Genomic DNA, 18,137 nt, shown 5'->3' on the forward strand with positions numbered 1-18,137 from the left:
CCGTGCGGGCTGGTGGCTCGTACTCTTGGGACCATCCAATCGACGACCGGGGGACCCATGCCATCAGACCACCAGCCCGCACTGCACCTCACCGGCCTGTGTAAACGCTTCGGCGGACCATGGGTCGTCGATAATGTGAGCCTGGTGGTACCGCCGGGCTCCTTCTTCGGCCTGGTCGGCCCCAACGGGGCGGGCAAGACCACCACCTTGTCGATGGCCTGCGGGCTGCTGCGCCCGGACAGCGGGCGCGCCGAGATCTTCGGCGCCGACGTGTGGGCCGATCCGGCGCGCGCCAAGACCCTCGCCGGCGTGCTGCCGGACGGACTCGCGCTGCCGGAACGGCTCACCGGACGCGAATTGCTCACCTACACCGGGCTGTTGCGCGGCATGCCGGAGCGCACCGTCGCCGAACGGGCCGACGAACTGCTCGCGGTATTCGAATTGACCGGCGCCGAAGGCACTCTGGTCGTCGACTACTCCGCGGGCATGCGCAAGAAGATCGGCCTGGCCACCGCGCTGCTGCACGCGCCGAAGCTGCTGGTGCTCGACGAGCCGTTCGAGGCGGTGGATCCGGTGTCAGCGGGCACGATTCGCACCATCCTGCAGCGCTTCGTCGCGGCGGGCGGCGCGGTGGTGCTGTCGAGTCACGTGATGGCGTTGGTGGAGAACATGTGCGATCGGGTCGCGGTGATCACCGGGGGACGGGTGGTGGCGGCAGGCACGCTGGACGAGGTCCGGGCCGGAACCACGTTGGAGGAGGCGTTCGTTCGGCTGGTCGGCGGCCGCGTCGGGGGAGAGGACGGGCTGTCGTGGTTGGCGTCCTGATCCGAATGCGGTTGCTGCTCACCAAGCGTGGGTTGAGCAACGGCTGGCAAGGTTTCACCTTCGTACTCGGTATCGTGGTCGGCCTCTTCGCCGCTGTCGTCACCGCCGCGCTGATCGGCTTCGGCGCATCCGACGCCACCAAGGGAACCACCATTGCCGCAGCGCTTTTCGGCGTGTGGACGCTGGGTTGGCTGTGCGGTCCGGTGCTGATCGGCAGCAGCGACGAGACCGTGCAACCGGAGCACCTGCGGCTGCTGCCGCTCAGCAATCGGCAGCTGGCCACCGGCCTGCTCGCCGCGGCATTCGCCGGGCCCGCGCCGGTGATCAATCTGATCGCGTTCGGCGGTCTGGTTGTGCTGGCGGCGCAATTCGGTTGGGCGGCAAGCCTGGTCGCCTTGATCGCGGTGCTGCTGCAACTGGTGTTCGTGGTGCTGCTGTCCCGGGTGGTGCTGGCTTGGGTCGGTGCCGCCATGCGGTCGCGGCGCGGCAAAGATGTGGGCGTGCTGCTGGCCGGTCTGGTCGGCTTGGCCTACTACCCGATGAGTTGGCTGCTGTCCCACGTGAGCGTGCTGCGTGATCTACCGTCCGGCGCGGCCACGACGCTGCGCTGGCTGCCCTCCGGCTGGTCCGCTGTCGCGGTAGAAGGGGCGGCGCAAGAAAATTGGCTGCTCGCATTGCTGCCGCTGGTCGGCCTCGGCGCGGTGTCGCTCGGACTGTGGCAGGCGTGGTCGGTGCTGCTGGCTCGCAGGCTGGCGACCCCGATGAATTCGGTGGCCGGTGGCGCGGGCGGTGGGCTGCTCAGCCGGGTGCGGCAGGACGGGCCGGTCGGCGCGGTGGCGGTCAAGGAACTGCGCGCCTGGTGGCGGGACAGCAGGCGCCGGGCGACCCTGCTGCCGATCCTGGTGGTCGGCATCCTGATGCCGGTTTTCCCCGCTGTCCAGGGCGGTGGCACCGGCGGCGTGCCGTTCGCCGGGGTGACCTCGGCGTTGTTCGCCGCACTGGCCGGTGCCAATCTCTACGGCTATGACGGCACCGCCCTGTGGCAAACGCTCGTCACGCCGGGAGCGGTGCGGGCTGATGTGCGCGGCAGGCTGCTGGCCATGCTGGTGGTGATCGGCCTGCCGACGCTGCTGATCACGCTGATCTTGCCGGGCGCGGTCGGCCGCTGGGGCGTGTACCCGTGGGTGTTGTCGCTGCATGCCGCGGCACTCGGCGTCGGCGTCTGCTCGGCACTGATCCTGTCGGTCCTGGCGCCGTATCCGCTGCCGCCGCGCACCGGCAATCCCTTCTCCGGCGGGGGTAACCCGGGGTGTGCCAAGGGCTTGATCCAGTTCGCGATGGTCTTCGGCCAGATGTTCGCGGTGCTTCCGGTGGTCGCCATTCTGCTGATCGGCCGCGCGACCGACCTGAAAGCGGTCGAATGGCTCGCACTGCCGGTGGGTATTGCGATCGGTGTCGCCGCGGCCGTTGTCGGCGCGCGCTTCGCTGAGCGGCGGCTGACGACCCGTGGACCTGAGCTGCTGGATGCGGTCCGTCATCGGTGAGCGCTGAAAGTCGCGCTTCCACATCGGCCAAGCAATAGACTTGTCCCGTGAGCGATAGGGATTCTGATGGCAGTCTCGATCTGAATCAGTTGCGCACATTTCTGGCCGTGCACCGGGCGGGGTCGATCACGGCGGGTGCGCGGCTGGTCGGATTGTCGCAGCCGACGGTGACCGCGCAGTTGCAGGCGCTGGAGAAGCGGTTGGAACAGCGGTTGTTCGAGCGACTGCCGCGCGGTGTCGCGCCGACCGCGGCCGCCGCGGAATTGGCCGCGCGGATCGCCGAACCGTTGGACGCGTTGAACGCGGTAGCCGGGTGGTCCACCCCGGCCGAGTCGCTGCCCCAGCCACCGGTCCGGCTGGCCGGGCCCGCGGAAATCCTTGCGGTGCAGGCTCTTCCCGCGCTGGCGTCGTTGGTCGCGCGCGGCGTCCGACTGACGGTGACCGCGGGGCTCTCCGAAGACCTGCTCGCCGGATTACGCGCTGGACAGTACGACCTCGTCATGTCGACCGTGCGCCCGAGGGGCCGAACCGTGGTCGCCGAGCCGCTATCGGACGAGGAGTTCGTGCTGGTCGCCGCGCCCGCGGTGGCCGAAAGGATCGATACCGAACAACTGCGTGCCGAGGGCCCGGCCGCGCTGGCCGGGATACCGCTCGTCAGCTACGCCGCCGATCTGCCGATTCTGCGGCGGTACTGGCGACACGTATTCGGCATCCGTCTCACCGCCGAAGCGGCCGTCGTCGTCTCGGATCTCCGCGCGGTCGCCGCCGCCGTCGCGGCGGGCGCGGGCCTCAGCGTGCTACCGCGCTACCTCTGTGCGCCCCAACTGGATTCGGGCACCCTGGTCACCCTGCTCGACCCGCCCGACCCGCCGATCAACACCGGCTTCCTGGTCCGCCGCCCCGGCACGGCCCCCCGCCCCCACGTCGATCTCGTGCACAGCCACCTCCGCGCCGTCAGCCGCACCTGGTAGCGGTTCAGGAATTGGCTGCACGCTTGCGCAGGATCTCGGCTGTCTGTTCGTCGCCGGGCAGGAATGCCTCCAGGTAGAGCTCGGCGAGGGTGATGTCGGTGGCGGTGGCGAACGAGGTGATGGTGGTGATCAACCGGAGTTCACCGTCCTCGCTGCGCAGCCGCAGGGGCACCGCGAAGCCGAGGTGGTCCGGGCACGGATCCACTTGCGGGAGATAGCTTTCCAGCTCTTCGATCAATTCTTCGAGGGCCGGGTCCGGGCTGCGGGCCAGCCGGGTGTGCGAGAGCTCGAGCGATTCGGCGAGCCGCACGACCATGGTGCGGCAGATTGCCCGCCGGCCTCATCGGCCTCGGCTTGGCCTTGATCGCGCAGGCCGACAACTCCGTGGCAGGCGCGGGCTTCGACGTCATCGGCCTGAATGCCGACGGCCGCATCCACACCGACCACCAGTTCATCGAAGGCGTGCGGTGATCAGGGGCAGCTGCTGAGTTCCCTTGTCATGGCGTCCTTCTCGGCCTGGGTGACCCACAGCTGGTAGGCCGCTTTGACCTGGATCTGCCTGGTCACGTAGGCGCAGCGGTAGTTCTTGCTCGGCGGCAGCCAGCTGGCGGCGTCGGAGTCGCTCTTGGACTGGTTGGTTGGGCCGTCGACGGCCTGCAGGTTCAACGGATCGTTGGCGAGGTCGCGCCTGCGTTCCGCGGAAAGCTGTTGCGCGCCCTTCTGCCAGGCGTCCGACAGTGCGATCACGTGGTCGATCTGCACATCGTCGGAGGTCTTGGGACCGCGGACGAATTTGATGGTCTTGCCGGTGTACGGGTCGTTCAGGGTGCCGGTGGCGACGACGCAGCGGCTGTTGTCCTTGAAGGTGATCTCGGTGAGGTCGCGTTGCAGGATGTCGTTGCGGGTGTCGCACTTGTTGTGGCCGCCGGGCACCGACACGTCATCTGACCAGGCATTGCCGAATTGTTCACGGGTGTAACCGGTTTTGGGTGCGCGCCCGGCCACCCGGATCGCTTCGAGCATGGCGAGTGCGTCGCGGCTCGGCATGCTCGCCGGTGCGTCGGCACAGATTTGCGCCGACCCGGTGCACTGCGCGTTCGCTCTGGGGGATTCGACTCGGTTGACGTAGTAGTAGGACAGTCCGATGAATGTCGCGATGGCCAGCCCGATCAGAGCGAGCCGCTGAGCTGTGAACTTCATCGAGCTTCCTAACGCCGATCACCCTGAACTATATCGGGCGCCAACGTATCCGGCGGTCGAGGTCATGGAAGTGATTGCCGCATATGAGCTTCGGCACAGCTAAGGGGAGTTGATATAAGTCCGCCCCCGAGTCGCCGTGCCGGCGCCGACTCGGGGGCGGGTGATCACGAGGGAGGTCGACCGTTCCGCGGTGGTGCGGGAGGTTGTCCAGTCCGAATTCGCACACGCCGACACCACGGGGCTGATGAGGGAGGACCCGAGGTGTCGAGCCGCGCTCGGCGAACTCGCTCGTGATGACTAGGGGCAGATCGGGATTCGATCGGCGTCAGCTGAGAGCGCTACCCGCGACTGGGAATTCGCCTCTCGCTTCCGCACTGTTTCTCTCCGTCCCGACCTTGCTCGTTGCTACGTATTGAGACAGTAGATAACGGGGTTTGATCTTGGCAAGTCGCCGACCCTGATTCGGCGATATTCTCAGGTTCATTTCAGTCTGGTCGGTTTATCTACTGGACTTGTACGGATGTGCCGGTCAGTTGCGGAATCGGATCCCGTGCTGCGGTACGGCACCAGCCCGCTCGGAGCCGTGATGAGCGTCACCGCAGCGGCGGTCACAGTAGGACGAAGTTCGGTGTCCAACCGAGTGAAGGCAAGCAGGCCGGACCTCTGGAAGGACAGATCATGGCTACCGTCGATGTTCTCGACTCGTTCATCACCTACCGCGACGCGGGCACGGGCTCGGTGCCGGTGGTGTTCCTGCACGGCAACCCCACCTCGTCGTACCTGTGGCGCAACGTGATTCCGCACGTCACCGACCGAACCAGGGCGCTGGCCCCCGATCTCATCGGGATGGGTGAGTCCGGCAAGCCCGACATCGCCTACCGGTTCACCGACCACGCCCGCTACCTGGATGCCTGGTTCGAGGCGCTCGGACTGGACCAGGTGGTGCTGGTGGGTCACGACTGGGGCGGCGCGCTCGGCATGGACTTGGCCGCGCGTCATCCGGGTCGCGTTCGCGGCATCGCGCTGATCGAGACGTTCCTGCGGCCGCTGCGCTGGGACGAGCTGCCACCGCTCGGCGCGGAGCTGTTCCGGAAGTTCCGCAGCACGGAGGGTGAGCGAATGGTGTTGACGGAGAATATGTTCATCGAGTTCAACCTGCCCAAGGGTGTAGCCGACCTGTCGCCCGAGGATCACGACGTCTACCGCGCGCCCTATCCGACGCCCGAATCGCGCAGGCCGATGCTGATGTGGCCGCGCGAATTCCCGCTGGACGGTGCACCCGCGGACGTCGTGGCGATCGTGCGGAACTACGGGCTATGGGCGGCGCGGACGCCCGAGGTGCCGAAGCTGGTGATGGCGTTGGAGAATGGGGTCGGGCTCGGCTCGGCGGAGGCGGTCGACTGGGCCGCAACAACTTTCGCCAGCGTCGAGGTCGCGCCGATCGGCCAGGCCGGGCATCACGCGCCCGAGGATCGGCCGGACGAGATCGGTGCGGCGGTGGCTGAGTGGCTGTCGCGGCACGGGCTCGTCGACGCGACTTCGGCCACCAACGGTTAGCGGCGCGGCTCGACGAAGGCGGCGAACCCGTCCAGCAGCCGCTGCAATCCGAACTCGAAGAGCTTGTCGATGTCGAACTGAAAGTCGTTGCGCTCGTTCAGGTTCGCCAGCGTGGGAAACTGCCCGCCCGCCAGTAGTCGTTCGAACTCCGGCTCCCGGATATCCCACGGCTCGACCGGTGCACCCGCCCGCCGCGCCACCGCTTCCAGCTCGAGATTCACCGCCACCCCGCGCACGTAGCTGTACAGCGAGACATGAGCGTAGATCACGGCATCCGGGTCGAGGCCGAGGTCATCGAACGAGCGAGCCGCCCATTCGGTGTGCGCCAGCAGCTTCGGTTCCGGTTCCGGCCTGCTCACCCACATCGCCGTGACCACCCACGGATGGCGGTGATACATCGCCCACTGCAGGCGCGCGAGCACTTCCAGCCGGGCCCGCCAGCCGGTGGGCGGCGGGTCGGGAAACTCGGCCTCGCCGAAGGCCGCGTCCGCCATCAACAGCACCAGCCGATCCTTGCTGCCCACATGGCGATACAGCGACATCGTCGGTACGCCGAGTTCGGTGGCGACGCGCCGCATCGACAGCGCGGCAAGACCTTCGGCGTCGGCAATCGCCATCCCCGCCCGCACCACAGTCGCCGCGGTCAGCTCGGTCTCGCGGCCGTGCTGTTGTTGCGGCGCCGCCTGCGGGGTGTCCACCACGGTGCCGACGCCGGGCACCACCCGAACCGTGCCCTCGTGGCGCAGCACGGCCAGCACCTTGGTCGCGGTGGCGATCGCGACGCCCCACTCCTTGGTGATCTGCCGTGCGGAGGGCACCCGATCGCCTGCCCGCAGCTCGCCGGAGGTGATCCGTTCCTGGATCTCCGCCGCGATGCGCAGGTAGGGGGGAGTTGAACCCATACCGTCGGGTGTACTAGTACGCATAGAACTGAGAGTAGCAAGTATCGCTGTAAATTCGCGCCTAGTACGCAATGTACAATGTATTGAGCGTCCTGTACGTTGTACTCACCATGTACGAGGAGAAGCGAGAACGACCATGAAGAACACGAACATCCTGATCTCCGGCGGCGGCGTCGCCGGTCCCGCGCTGGCCTACTGGCTGCGGCGATACGGCTTCGATGCGACGGTGGTCGAGCGGGCGCCTGGCCCGCGCGCCGGTGGGTACGCGGTGGATTTCCGCGGTGAGTCGATGACCGTGCTGGAGCGGATGGGGATTCTCGACGAGGTCCGCAAGTTCAGCACCGACATGCGGGACAGCGAGGTGGTCGACAGCACGGGCCGTCATGTCGTGACGATGCCGTCGGCGATCTTCGCCGGTGAGCTGGAGGTGCTCAAGAGCGACCTGTCCGACATCCTCTACGACCTGACGAAGGGGGAGACCGAGTACCTCTTCGACAACTCGATCACCGCCGTCGCCGAGGGCGAGGACGGTGTGCTGGTGAGTTTCGAACGGGGCGAGCCGCGCCGGTTCGACCTGGTGGTCGGCGCCGATGGGATGTACTCCAAGGTGCGATCCCTCGTGTTCGGTGACCACGCGGACTACATCCATCATCTCGGCGTCTACAACGCCATCTTCGCCACCGACAACTTCTTGAACCTCGACCACGAGGGCCGGGCATGCCAACTCGGCAACGGAAAGTCGGCGAATGTCTTCAGCACCAGGAACAACACCGAGGCCCGTGCGGCCATGTATTTCGCTTCGGAGTTGCTCGACTACGACCGGCGCGACATCGATGCGCAGAAGCGGCTCATCGCGGAGCGGTTCGCCGGCGCCGGGTGGGAGGTCCCGCGGCTGCTGCGGGAGCTGGCCGCGTCGTCGGACCTGTACCTCACACCGGTCGGTCAAGTGCGGATGGACACCTGGTCGGCGGGCCGGGTGGTGCTGCTCGGGGACGCGTGCGCGTGTGCCTCGCCCCTGTCCGGTCGGGGCACCTCACAGGCGCTGATCGGCGCCTACGTCCTGGCCGGTGAACTGGCCACCGCCGCAGGCGATTACCGGGCCGCGTTCGCCGCCTACGAACAGGAACTGCGCGACTACGTGAAGATCAACCAAGAAGGTGCCCACGAGGTGGTCGGCATGCTCTTCGCCGAACCGCCCCCGCAGGAGTTCCTCGACGCCATGGCCGCCAACCCGCCGGAGGCCGACCCCGAATCCCTCACCCTGAAGAACTACTGACACTTGCGCTGCAGCGGCTCGCGGCCGAAGGATGGGCTGGGTGAGTGCGGAGGCAGGCGAGCTCGTCGGGGCCGAGGAACGGGAACTGGTCGCGCGGGCCGTCGCGGGGGAGCGTGACGCCATCGCCGGGGTGGTGCGCCTACTGCAGGATCCGCTGTACCGGCTCGCCCTGCGGATGGTGTGGCGGCCCGCCGAAGCCGAGGACGCGACGCAGGAAATTCTGCTGCGGGTGCTCGGCAACCTGAGCACCTGGCGGGCCGAGGCGAAGTTGCTGACCTGGGCCTATCGGATCGGCGTCAATTATCTGCTGAACCTGCGGAGACAGACGCCCCCGGAGGCGGCGCAGCTGAGCCTGGATGCCTTCCGGGACGGGCTGGCCGACGGGCTCGCGGACGCTGATTACCGCGGTCCGGAGGCCAGGTTGCTGGCCGATGAGGTCCGGCTCAACTGTAGCCAGGCCATGTTGCAATGCCTGGCCCGCGACGAGCGCGTCGCCTTCGTCCTCGGCGAGATCTTCGAACTGAACTCCACCGATGCCGCCTGGATTCTCGACATCACCCCGGCCGCCTACCGAAAGCGTTTGGAGCGCGCCAAGAAACGCCTCGGGTCCTTCCTGAATTCCACTTGCGGCCTGGTGAACCCGCAAGCCTTCTGCCGCTGCTCCCGCCGAGTGGACCAGGCCGTCGCCCTAGGTCGCGTAGACCCGCGGAAACCGGTCTTCGCCCGCCACCCGATCACCCCCGGCGGCCGCGCCGTTGCTCGAGCCGAGCAACAGATGGTCCAGTTACACGACGCCGCCGCCGTCTTGCGAGCACACCCGGATTACGCTGCGCCACAAGCGAAGATGGATGCGATCGCCGGATTGCTGCACTCCGGTCGCTTCCCGCTGTTGGACTGACCAGTGCCGAGCCCTCGGCCGCGGACTAACTGGTCGTGGGGCGGAGCAAAGCGCCGTTCAGCACACCGCCCGCGGTCCGTGCGGCCACCACCACCCACGCGGCGACCAGCACTACATACAGTGCGACGGCGGTGACGGCGAAAAGGTCTGCGCCCGTGTGGGTATAGAGCACGATGCTGCCGGTGACGCAGGTGCCGAGCGGGAAGGTGAAGCCCCACCAGGTCAGGTTGAAGCTCAATTCGCCAGCGCGAGCGGTCTTTACGGTGACGGCCATGGCGAGCGCCAACCACAGCATGGCGAACCCCCAGGCGACGATGCCGAAGATGACCGAGAAAACCATGAAGCCCTTGGCATAGAGATCGGGCAAGGCCGAAGGGGCGGCGTTGGCGAGCAGCCCTGCGGCGGTGATCGATTGACCCAGGGGACCGAGCACGATCCACAGGGTGGGAACCGTGCCCGCGGCCGGAGTCCCGTGATGCACCAGGCGCGACCAGATCATGGTGATGGTGACCAGGGCGGCGATCATGCTGAGACCGAACATGGCGACGCACAGCAGGATCATGGTCAAGCGCGGCTGGCCCGCGGGAGTGTGCGGGACGAGCAGCGCCCCCATCGCGGCCGAAACCATCGGCGGCACCACCGGCATCAGCCAGCCACCGAACGCGGCGTCGGCGTCGACCCGGTGCCGAGTGAACATGCGGTAAGGGATGGCGAAGGCGGTCAGCAGACCGAGCGCGGTGCCCGCGGTCCACAGCACCCAGTCGATCGCCACCGCGGCGGACATCCCGATCACATCGCTGCCCAGCAGCAGGGTTCCGCCGCCGACGGTCAGCAACGCCATCGGCGGAGCGCCGAAGAACTGTGACATCACCGGGTGATTGCGCTGGTCGCGAGCGGTATCGGGGAAACGCACCCAGTGCGCGACCCAGGCCACGCTCAATGCCACCAGCAGCGCGGCGGCCAGTGCCCACACGACGGTCGCGGCGCCACGAAGTCCGGTGAATCGCAGCGGCAGGGTGGCCGCGGCATTGGCGACGATGCCGGTGCCCATCACCGCGGCGAACCAGTTGGGTCCGAGCTGGCGCAGCGAGCCGGACCGGCGGCTCGCGTGGTCGAGGTCGCCGACCAGACGCCTCGGGGTGGCGGGCGGGAAAGTCATGGTGGCGGTCATGTCTCCAGCGTCGCCCGATGCTGCCGGGTCAGGTAGCTGGCATGTTCCTATGCATGCATAGACTCGTTCTATGCCGCTGTCGCCGCGTGTCCCCGACCTGGCCGCGCTCGACCTGCTGCTCTCGGTGATCGAACTGGGCAGCCTCGGTCGCGCCGCGGCCGCGCACGGAATCAGTCAGCCCTCCGCGTCCTCCCGCATCCGCTACCTGGAAAAACTCGTCGGGGTTCCGGTGCTGGAACGCACCACGCTCGGTTCCCGCCCGACCCCCGCCGGATCGCTGATCGCGGAGTGGGCCCGCGGCGTAATTCACGCGGCGGAGCAACTCGACGCCGGGATCGACACCTTGCGCGCCGAGCGGCACTCGCACCTGCGGGTCGCGGCAAGCCAGACGATTGCCGAATACCTGTTCCCCGGCTGGCTCATGAAACTGCGCGCCACCGCACCGGACACCGCCATCGCGTTGGAATCGGGCAACTCGGTCGAGGTCGCCCAGCAGGTCCTCGACAACAAGGCGGCCATCGGATTCATCGAAAGCCCGCAGAACTTCCGCGGTCTCGAGTCGCACATCGTCACCGGCGACCGCCTCGTCGTGGTGGTCGCGCCGACGCATCGATGGGCGCGCCGCGGCTCGATAACGCTCGACGAACTCGCCGAAACCCCGCTGATCCAACGGGAACCCGGCTCCGGCACCCGAAACTGGTTCGAGCACGCGATCTCTCGCCGCATCCCCACCTGGACACCCGATGTCGCCCTCGAGCTGTCCTCCACCACCGCCATCAAGACCGCCGTCGCATCAGGCGTCGGCCCTGCAGTCCTCAGTTCCCTGGCCGTAGCGGCTGAAATCGCCGCGGGCACGCTGGTATCGCCGACGGTCACCGGCCTGGATTTGAACCGCACCCTGCGCGCCGTCTGGCCCACCGGCCACCGCCTGACCGGCCCCGCCCGTGACCTCTACACCATCGCCCGCAACTAGGAAAACGGTGCGCACCGCGGGGTGGCGGTCAGGGGTTGTCGGTGGGCTGGGCGGTGGGGGGAATGCCGGTGTCCAGGAAGCGGATCAGGCGATCGATGCGGGCGGTGTGGTCGACGCAGCGTTCCAGATGGTTAGCGAGCAGCGCGATGGTGATGGCGGCGGTGGTCGGCTGACTCGGCGCGGCGGCGGCGAGGGCCGAATGCAGTTGCTTGTGCAGTACTTCCATCGCGTGCACGCCGGGATCCTGTTCGCCGGGCGGTTCTTGGTGACCGGTGGCGACGGCTCGGCCGCTGAGCGCGGTGCGGTCCGCCGCGAGCCGGCCCATGGCCGCGAGTACATCGAGAATGCCTTGCGGCGCAACATGCCCCGGGTGGCTTTGATAGACCTGGTCGGCGACCCGGCTGACCAGTGCGCCGATGTGCGACAACTCGGTCGCGATCTGGATGGCGGTGACCACGTGCCGCAGGTCGCGGGCGACCGGCGCCTGCAACGCGAGCAGCACCACCGTCCTTGCCTCACACGCGCTGTACATTGTCTGCAGCCGCTCGTCGAGTGCGAACACCTCATAGGTGGCGGTGAGATCGGCGCCGACCAGCGCGTCGGTCACCCGCTCGGCCGCGTCATGGGTAAGCCGGCACATCAGCGTCAAATCGTTGGTCAACGCGATTAGCTCTTGGGTGAACTGGGTCCGCACGGGCAAATTCTCGCCCATATCCGCGCGGCAGGGCACACTAATCCCCTCCTGGGGGTGAATTAGCGGTGCATATGATGCCAACTCAACCCGGCGGGGCCGAGAATGCACCGGTGCACTGGACCGCGACTGACAGGATTGTGGTGTGAAGCGCGAAGTCTCGGCCCAGCTCGAGGTGGCGATCACCGCACCGACCACCCTCGAATTCCAGATCGCCGTCGCCCGGCAGGCAAACCAGGGCCTGACCGAGTCACTGGTGTTCGAGCTCGACGGCTGGGCCGTCACGCCATGGGAGATCCACGGGCCGCACGGCACTCGTATCCACAAATTCTCCGTCGGCCCAGGCATTTTGCGCGCGCACTACAGCGCGACCGTCCTCGGCGCCGCGACACCGGAGCCGGCTTCCGACTACGACCGCGCACTGTATCTACGGCCGAGCCGGTTCGCCGAGTCGGACAAGCTGCTCGGCTTCGCCGCCACCGAATTCGGTTCCGGCACACCGGATGCCCGGCTGGCGGCCAGGGTGGCGGAGTGGGTCGGCCGCCGGATCCGCTACGTCGCGGGCAGCAGCGACCCCATCGACGGTGCGGTGGAAACGCTGCTGTCCGGCGCCGGGGTGTGCCGCGACTTCGCCCACCTGGTCGTGGCACTGCTGCGTGCGGTCAAGGTGCCCGCGCGGGTGGTGTCGGTGTACGCACCGGGTTGTGCGCCGATGGACTTCCACGCGGTTGCCGAGGGCTACGTCGACGGCGCCTGGCGGGCACTCGACGCGACCGGCCTCGCACCACGCGGCACGCTGGTCCGGATCGCCACCGGCCGGGACGCCTCCGATATCGCGTTCCTGGACAACCACGGCGGTGAAATCACCGTCAGGAGTTTGCAAGTCACCGCCACCGTCGACGGCTTCTTGCCCTTCGACGACAACATCGCTCCGATCTCGATCTGCTGACCACGATCAGGAGATGTTCTTCAGGAACGACACGGCGTTCGCGCTGCCCGCTACCACGATGTCGAGCTTGCCGTCACCGTCGAAGTCGGCGACCACCGGCGTCTGCGGCGCCGAGGTGACGTCGAAATCGCCGGTCTTGCTGATGCTTCCGCCCTCACCGGTGAAGACCACCATCTTCGAGTTCAGCACCGCCGACATCGCGGCGTCCAGCTTGCCGTCCTTGTTGAAGTCGCCGGGGGCGATGCTGGTCGGGCCGAGACCGGACAGGTTCACCCGGTCGGTCTTCTTGAATCCGCCCTGTCCGTCGGAGAGCAGCAAGGTGGTGCTGAAGGAGAACGAGTCGGCGGTGATCACGTCATCGATTCCGTCGCCGTCGAAGTCGCCCGCGCGCACGTCCTCGGTGATCAGGCCGGATGTGCTCGCGCCGCGCCGGGTGAAGCTGCCGTCCCCGTTGCCGGTGAAGACGTGCACCTGTTGCAGCGCGTCGTTGTTCACCGCGATATCCAACTTGTTGTCCGAGTTGAACTTTCCGACCGTGAACGCGGCGGCGACTCCCGGAATATGGCTGATCGATCCGTCATCGAGCGTTCCGTCACCCTTGCCGAGCCAGGTCTTCACGCCGGTGGGTACCAGGCTGAGCACGTCGGCCTTGCCGTCGCCGTTGACGTCGGCGACGATCGCCTCCTGTTGCGCGCCTTCGAGTGTCGGGTACTTCACGACCGGGCGGAAGGTGCCGTCGCCGTTGTTCAGGAAGGTCGCCAGCGTGGTCCACGCCTGCGCGACGACATCGGGTGTGCCGTCACCGTTCAGGTCGCCGACGCCCACCGCGCCGTAACCGTTGCCCGCATCGCCGACCCTGGTGCCGGTGTTGAACCGGCCGTCCCCCTTGCCGGTCATCAGAATCGGGCCCACCCCTTGGAAATCGGCCGAGACGATATCGGCCTTGCCGTCGCCGTTGAAGTCGGCGGTGACGGTGCCGATCGCGGACGGGCCCGGCCCCCACGAGGGAAACTGGCCGCCGGACGGCGAATCCACCTTCGGCGCGAAGTTGATCGGAGCCGCGGCGTGCGCAGTGGCGGGGGCGATCAGGCCGGGGCCGATCAAGGAGAGTGCCGCGGCGGTCGCGGCGAGAACCAGGCCGCGCGGACGGAGGGGTGATGCGTGCATGACTTGTCCCGGTGTGCTCAGTGGTAGTGCAGGGGACCGGACTTTATGACGCGGGTCACACGAAGGCCGCGGTATTGCGGGCAATTCGTCGAATTGCCCAGCGCGGCGGTATTCGCTTCTGGCACTGTGCCAACGGCGATTCGGCATTGCGCCACGGATTCGCCCGAATCCTATGGCACTGTGCCTATGTCAACCGCGGCCTATGTCAACCGCGACACGAAGGTCGCGTATCGCACAATCGTCATCGGGCGACTATCAGCTCGGCCGAAGCCCATGCCCTGCGCCATCAGTGAAGTCGGCCCTCCCTGGCTCGCGCGGTAAAACGACCCCTGGTGCTAACGTCGCCGCATGTCGAGTATGGGCGATATTCAACATCGAGTGGTGACGACGCTGCAACGCCGCGTGGTCAATCCGATGCAGCGCAAGGTGCCCGGGCAGCAACTGCTGGAGACCGTCGGCCGGGTGAGCGGGCAGCCACGCATCACGCCGATCGGCGGCCGCTTGGTCGGCAACCAGTTCTGGCTGGTCTCCGAATTCGGTAACCGCTCCCAGTACATCCGAAACATCAAGGCGAACAACCGCGTTCGGTTGCGCCTGCATGGCCGCTGGCACACCGGCACCGCGCACCTGCTGCCCGACGACGACGCGCGCGCCCGGTTGCGTGAGCTGCCGCGCGGCAATAGCGCGGTGGTCCGGCTGGTCGGCACCGAGCTGCTCACCGTCCGCATCGATCTGGACGACTAACCGAACCGTTCCAGCGCGCTGACCTGGATGCGGAGGGTTAGCTGCAAATATGGATCCCATGATCCGTGTGTTGACGAACCGCTGGACCGTGCTCGTTCCGCTCCTCGCCGCCCTCGCGCTGGCCGTTACCTGGGGGCGAAGTCTGTCCGGGGTGGCGGTGGTCGTGGTAGCCGCGGCGCTGATCGGCGCGGTGCTGGCGGCGGTCTACCACGCGGAGGTGGTCGCGCACCGGGTCGGTGAGCCGTTCGGGTCGCTGGTGCTCGCGGTCGCGGTGACCGTCATCGAGGTCGCGCTCATCGTCACGCTGATGATCTCCGGCGGCGACAAGGCCGCCTCGCTGGCCCGTGACACCGTCTTCGCCGCCGTCATGATCACCTGCAATGGCATCTTCGGCCTGTCCCTGCTGGTCGGCGCGCTGCGCAGACGGGTCGCGGTATTCAACGCCGAGGGGACCGGCGCCGCCCTGGCCACCGTCGCGACACTGGCCACGCTGAGCCTGGTGCTGCCGACCTTCACCACCAGCCAGTCCGGACCGGAGTTCTCCGCCGGGCAGCTGGCCTTCGCCGCAGTCGCCTCGCTGGCGCTGTACGGGCTGTTCGTCATGGTGCAGACGGTGCGCCATCCGGACGACTTCCTGCCCGTCGAAGGCGACGGCGTGGTGACCGACGACGACGAGCACGACGCCCCGCCCACCACTAGAGCCGCGCTGATCAGCCTCGCGCTGCTGTTCGTCGCGCTGGTGTGTGTGGTGGGACTGGCCAAGGTGGTCTCCCCGTCCATCGAATCGGCCGTCGCCTCCGCGGGCCTGCCGCCGTCCGCCGTCGGCGTGGTGATCGCGCTGCTCGTGCTGCTGCCGGAGACGCTCGCCGCGGTGCGCGCAGCCCGCCGCGACCGCGTGCAGATCAGCCTCAACCTCGCGCTCGGCTCGGCCATGGCCAGCATCGGTTTGACCATTCCGGCGATCGCGGTGGCCACCATCTGGCTGGAGGGCCCGCTGGTCCTCGGGCTCGGCGCCACGCAGATGGTGTTGCTGGCGCTCACGATCGTGGTCGGCGTCCTCACGGTCGTCCCCGGCCGGGCGACGCTCTTGCAAGGCGGTGTCCATTTGGCCCTGTTCTCGGCCTTCGTGTTCCTCGCCGCCAGTCCCTAGAGAGCACAGGTGGGCGACGCGAGTCGCCAGTGTGCTGACTGTTGTCCCGCGGCGGGTCACCTTGCCGTAGGGCTGCGGTCCACCTTGTCCTGTTTGCCGATTTCGTCCGTCCGTAATCGGTTCGTGATCTTGCTCGAGGTTAGCCAAACTGGGTGACGCAAAGCACATTGATAGCGAATATGCGCTGATAACTCGTTGCAGAACGGTGAGTTACTTCCATTCTGTGCTTTTGACCGGCCGGTGAAGCTAGTCGTCAGCAAGCGAATAGGAGGCGATGCTCACACCGTGATCAGCTTTACTGTTACCAATGGTCACCGATAGCTTCATGGTGGCAGTGACGCCCATCATGGAGAGAACCACTTTGAAACCTGAGACACACCGGCCTAGCTGGGGCCAAGCGTGGCCTCTGTGACCGGGGCTCGCTCCAGCGCCGCCGTCCGTATCGTCCGCAAGAACTTCTCCGAGACCGTCGTCTCGTCATTGCGGACCTTCGGTCGAGCCGTGGACATCGCGCGCGAATCGGTGACCGGTACGGCCACCGGGATCGCGCGCGGCCAATTCCAGTGGCGGGAAGCGGTCACGCAGGCCTGGCGATTGGTGACGGTCACCGCGATTCCCGCGATCCTCATCGCGATCCCGTTCGGCGTCATCGTCTCGATTCAGGTCGGCAACCTCATCCACACCCTCGGCGCCGACTCGCTGCTCGGCGCGACCGGCGGACTCGGCGTGATCAAGCAGGGCGCCCCGCTGGCCACCGGATTTCTCCTCGGCGGTGCCGGCGCCGCTGCCATCGCCGCCGATCTTGGCGCGCGCACGATCCGCGAGGAGATCGACGCGCTCAACACCATGGGCATCAGTCCGATTCCGCGCCTGGTGATTCCGCGACTGGTCGCGATGATCTTCGTGGCGCCGCTGCTGAACATCCTCATCATCTTCGTCGGCATCGTCGCGGGCTACGCGGTCGCTGTCGGCGGTCAGAACGTCACCCCGGGCAGCTATTGGGCCACCTTCGGTTCCTTCACCACCGTCGCCGATGTATGGGTGTCGCTGCTCAAGGCCGCCCTGTTCGGCTTCCTGGTGGTGGTCATCGCCTGCCAGCGCGGGCTGGAGGCCAAGGGTGGACCGCGCGGTGTGGCCGACGCGGTGAACGCGGCCGTGGTGCTGTCGGTCGTGTCTATCGCGGTCGTCAACCTCGGCGTCACCCAGGTTGTCGAGATGTTCCTGCCGACCAGGTTGGTGTGACGTGGCTGCTTCGACCTACGTGCCCAAGGGCTTGGGCTGGATCTCCCGCTTCTACCAGCGCCGCGGCCTGATTTTGGTGCGGTTCGAGTCGCTGGGCTTCGTGCTGGCCTTCGTCTGGCAGGTGCTTTCGTCGATTCCGTTGACGCTCAAGCACTATCGCGACGAGACGATGCGCATCATCTCCGATATGACCTGGGGTCGCGGCTCGGTCATCGTCGGCGGCGGCACGGTCCCGATGATGATGGTGCTCGGCCTGGTCATGGGGGCCTCCGTCGCCGTCGAATCGTTCACCATGCTGAACATCCTCGGCATGGGCCCGGTCACCGGCATCGTCTCCGCCTACGCGACTACCCGCGAGCTCGCGCCCATCGCCGCAGCGATCGGCTTCGCCGCGCAGGCCGGGTGCCGGATCACCGCCGAGATCGGCTCCATGCGCATCTCCGAGGAGATCGACGCGCTCGAGGCGATGGGTGTGCGCTCGGTGCCCTTCGTCGTGACCACCCGGGTGATCGCAGGCGCGATCTCGATCGTGCCGACCTTCCTGATCGGTCTGATCCTGGCGTACCTGTCCTGCCGCGGGCTGATCACGCTGGTGCACGGCCAATCCGCGGGCGTGTACGACCACTACTTCTTCCAATTCGTGGCCGGGTTCGACGTGATCGCCGCGGTGATCAAGGTGGCCATCTTCGCCACCGTCGTGATCCTCATCCACAGCTACTACGGCTTCTTCGCCACCGGCGGGCCCGAGGGCGTCGGCATTGCCTCGGGCCGTGCGGTGCGCGCCTCGTCGGTGGCGATCGTGGCCATCGACATGGTGCTCACCATCGTGCTGTGGGGCTTCCACGCGACGATCAGTTTCACGGGATAGTGGCGATGC

At 67.3% G+C, this 18,137-nt stretch carries 19 protein-coding genes; 13 read left to right on the forward strand and 6 right to left on the reverse strand.

The features are described from left to right. The first annotated feature begins 57 nt into the window (after positions 1-57). The 3 genes from KV110_RS07145 to KV110_RS07155 are packed head-to-tail and all read left to right on the forward strand — an operon-like array spanning position 58 to position 3,340. Positions 58-825, forward strand: coding sequence for an ABC transporter ATP-binding protein (locus tag KV110_RS07145; RefSeq protein WP_218474485.1), 768 nt, complete (start codon positions 58-60; stop codon positions 823-825). Next, on the forward strand, positions 810-2,369 hold the full coding sequence (locus KV110_RS07150) for a hypothetical protein (protein ID WP_218474487.1): 1,560 nt from the start codon (positions 810-812) through the stop codon (positions 2,367-2,369). Before KV110_RS07145 ends, KV110_RS07150 begins: the two co-directional genes overlap by 16 nt. A gap of 47 nt (positions 2,370-2,416) precedes the next feature. Then, the gene (locus tag KV110_RS07155; RefSeq protein WP_218474488.1) at positions 2,417-3,340 is read left to right on the forward strand and encodes a LysR family transcriptional regulator; all 924 of its coding nucleotides are present in this window, start codon (positions 2,417-2,419) and stop codon (positions 3,338-3,340) included. A 4-nt stretch (positions 3,341-3,344) separates the two neighbouring features. On the opposite strand, the gene KV110_RS07160 is transcribed toward KV110_RS07155, so the two are convergent. Then, entirely contained in the window at positions 3,345-3,656 is a 312-nt protein-coding gene (locus KV110_RS07160; protein ID WP_218474490.1) for an MmyB family transcriptional regulator, read from the reverse strand. A gap of 11 nt (positions 3,657-3,667) precedes the next feature. Between KV110_RS07160 and KV110_RS07165 the strand changes: the two genes are divergently transcribed. Then, positions 3,668-3,811: a hypothetical protein gene (locus tag KV110_RS07165; protein WP_218474492.1), complete on the forward strand. Its 144-nt coding sequence runs from the start codon at positions 3,668-3,670 to the stop codon at positions 3,809-3,811. Here KV110_RS07165 and KV110_RS07170 read toward each other — a convergent pair whose 3' ends face one another. Beyond that, entirely contained in the window at positions 3,812-4,540 is a 729-nt protein-coding gene (locus KV110_RS07170) for an HNH endonuclease family protein (protein ID WP_218474494.1), read from the reverse strand. Positions 4,541-5,218: 678 nt separating this feature from the next. Between KV110_RS07170 and KV110_RS07175 the strand changes: the two genes are divergently transcribed. After that, positions 5,219-6,097 carry a haloalkane dehalogenase gene (locus tag KV110_RS07175; RefSeq protein WP_218474496.1) on the forward strand — a complete coding sequence of 293 codons (879 nt, stop codon included), beginning with the start codon at positions 5,219-5,221 and terminating at the stop codon, positions 6,095-6,097. Here KV110_RS07175 and KV110_RS07180 read toward each other — a convergent pair. Beyond that, positions 6,094-7,023 (reverse strand): TetR/AcrR family transcriptional regulator C-terminal domain-containing protein, encoded by a 930-nt coding sequence (locus KV110_RS07180; RefSeq protein ID WP_218474498.1) that lies wholly within the window; start codon positions 7,021-7,023, stop codon positions 6,094-6,096. The two genes, KV110_RS07175 and KV110_RS07180, sit on opposite strands and share 4 nt — an antisense overlap. A gap of 112 nt (positions 7,024-7,135) precedes the next feature. On the opposite strand from KV110_RS07180, the gene KV110_RS07185 reads away from it, so the two are divergent. Beyond that, positions 7,136-8,275 carry an FAD-dependent monooxygenase gene (locus KV110_RS07185; RefSeq protein WP_218474500.1) on the forward strand — a complete coding sequence of 380 codons (1,140 nt, stop codon included), beginning with the start codon at positions 7,136-7,138 and terminating at the stop codon, positions 8,273-8,275. 40 nt (positions 8,276-8,315) lie between these two features. After that, the gene (locus KV110_RS07190; protein ID WP_246634379.1) at positions 8,316-9,173 is read left to right on the forward strand and encodes an RNA polymerase sigma factor; all 858 of its coding nucleotides are present in this window, start codon (positions 8,316-8,318) and stop codon (positions 9,171-9,173) included. Positions 9,174-9,198: 25 nt separating this feature from the next. Here the strand turns inward: KV110_RS07190 and KV110_RS07195 are convergent, their stop codons facing one another. Continuing rightward, positions 9,199-10,344 carry a TDT family transporter gene (locus KV110_RS07195; RefSeq protein ID WP_246634380.1) on the reverse strand — a complete coding sequence of 382 codons (1,146 nt, stop codon included), beginning with the start codon at positions 10,342-10,344 and terminating at the stop codon, positions 9,199-9,201. A gap of 70 nt (positions 10,345-10,414) precedes the next feature. Here KV110_RS07195 and KV110_RS07200 point away from each other — a divergent pair, with 70 nt between their 5' ends. After that, positions 10,415-11,317 (forward strand): LysR family transcriptional regulator, encoded by a 903-nt coding sequence (locus KV110_RS07200; protein ID WP_218474504.1) that lies wholly within the window; start codon positions 10,415-10,417, stop codon positions 11,315-11,317. Positions 11,318-11,345: 28 nt separating this feature from the next. On the opposite strand, the gene KV110_RS07205 is transcribed toward KV110_RS07200, so the two are convergent. Further along, complete coding sequence (locus KV110_RS07205; RefSeq protein ID WP_246634381.1) at positions 11,346-12,011, reverse strand: phosphate signaling complex PhoU family protein; 666 nt, start codon at positions 12,009-12,011, stop codon at positions 11,346-11,348. Between the two features lie 142 nt (positions 12,012-12,153). Between KV110_RS07205 and KV110_RS07210 the strand changes: the two genes are divergently transcribed. Next, on the forward strand, positions 12,154-12,957 hold the full coding sequence (locus KV110_RS07210; RefSeq protein WP_218474507.1) for a transglutaminase-like domain-containing protein: 804 nt from the start codon (positions 12,154-12,156) through the stop codon (positions 12,955-12,957). A 6-nt stretch (positions 12,958-12,963) separates the two neighbouring features. Here KV110_RS07210 and KV110_RS07215 read toward each other — a convergent pair whose 3' ends face one another. Beyond that, positions 12,964-14,124: an FG-GAP repeat domain-containing protein gene (locus KV110_RS07215; protein ID WP_218474508.1), complete on the reverse strand. Its 1,161-nt coding sequence runs from the start codon at positions 14,122-14,124 to the stop codon at positions 12,964-12,966. A gap of 348 nt (positions 14,125-14,472) precedes the next feature. Here KV110_RS07215 and KV110_RS07220 point away from each other — a divergent pair, with 348 nt between their 5' ends. From KV110_RS07220 to KV110_RS07235, 4 genes are all read left to right on the forward strand, one after another. Further along, the gene (locus KV110_RS07220) at positions 14,473-14,868 is read left to right on the forward strand and encodes a nitroreductase/quinone reductase family protein (protein WP_218474510.1); all 396 of its coding nucleotides are present in this window, start codon (positions 14,473-14,475) and stop codon (positions 14,866-14,868) included. A 58-nt stretch (positions 14,869-14,926) separates the two neighbouring features. Then, positions 14,927-16,018, forward strand: coding sequence for a calcium:cation antiporter (locus KV110_RS07225; protein ID WP_218474512.1), 1,092 nt, complete (start codon positions 14,927-14,929; stop codon positions 16,016-16,018). A 399-nt stretch (positions 16,019-16,417) separates the two neighbouring features. Then, positions 16,418-17,260, forward strand: a complete 843-nt coding sequence (locus tag KV110_RS07230; RefSeq protein WP_218474514.1) for an ABC transporter permease — start codon at positions 16,418-16,420, stop codon at positions 17,258-17,260. A gap of 1 nt (position 17,261) precedes the next feature. Further along, on the forward strand, positions 17,262-18,128 hold the full coding sequence (locus KV110_RS07235; protein WP_218474517.1) for an ABC transporter permease: 867 nt from the start codon (positions 17,262-17,264) through the stop codon (positions 18,126-18,128). Positions 18,129-18,137 lie beyond the last annotated feature (9 nt).

This window comes from Nocardia iowensis, from assembly GCF_019222765.1.
GTDB classification, from domain to species: domain Bacteria; phylum Actinomycetota; class Actinomycetes; order Mycobacteriales; family Mycobacteriaceae; genus Nocardia; species Nocardia iowensis.

Excerpts from the sequence above, each read along its gene's own strand:
- KV110_RS07180 (WP_218474498.1), bottom strand. The coding sequence starts at position 7,023 with ATGCGTACTAGTACACCCGACGGTATGGGTTCAACTCCCCCCTACCTG.
- KV110_RS07145 (WP_218474485.1), top strand. The coding sequence starts at position 58 with ATGCCATCAGACCACCAGCCCGCACTGCACCTCACCGGCCTGTGTAAA.
- KV110_RS07225 (WP_218474512.1), top strand. The coding sequence starts at position 14,927 with ATGATCCGTGTGTTGACGAACCGCTGGACCGTGCTCGTTCCGCTCCTC.
- KV110_RS07215 (WP_218474508.1), bottom strand. The coding sequence starts at position 14,124 with ATGCACGCATCACCCCTCCGTCCGCGCGGCCTGGTTCTCGCCGCGACC.
- KV110_RS07220 (WP_218474510.1), top strand. The coding sequence starts at position 14,473 with ATGTCGAGTATGGGCGATATTCAACATCGAGTGGTGACGACGCTGCAA.
- KV110_RS07175 (WP_218474496.1), top strand. The coding sequence starts at position 5,219 with ATGGCTACCGTCGATGTTCTCGACTCGTTCATCACCTACCGCGACGCG.
- KV110_RS07160 (WP_218474490.1), bottom strand. The coding sequence starts at position 3,656 with ATGGTCGTGCGGCTCGCCGAATCGCTCGAGCTCTCGCACACCCGGCTG.
- KV110_RS07200 (WP_218474504.1), top strand. The coding sequence starts at position 10,415 with ATGCCGCTGTCGCCGCGTGTCCCCGACCTGGCCGCGCTCGACCTGCTG.
- KV110_RS07195 (WP_246634380.1), bottom strand. The coding sequence starts at position 10,344 with ATGACCGCCACCATGACTTTCCCGCCCGCCACCCCGAGGCGTCTGGTC.
- KV110_RS07170 (WP_218474494.1), bottom strand. The coding sequence starts at position 4,540 with ATGAAGTTCACAGCTCAGCGGCTCGCTCTGATCGGGCTGGCCATCGCG.
- KV110_RS07185 (WP_218474500.1), top strand. The coding sequence starts at position 7,136 with ATGAAGAACACGAACATCCTGATCTCCGGCGGCGGCGTCGCCGGTCCC.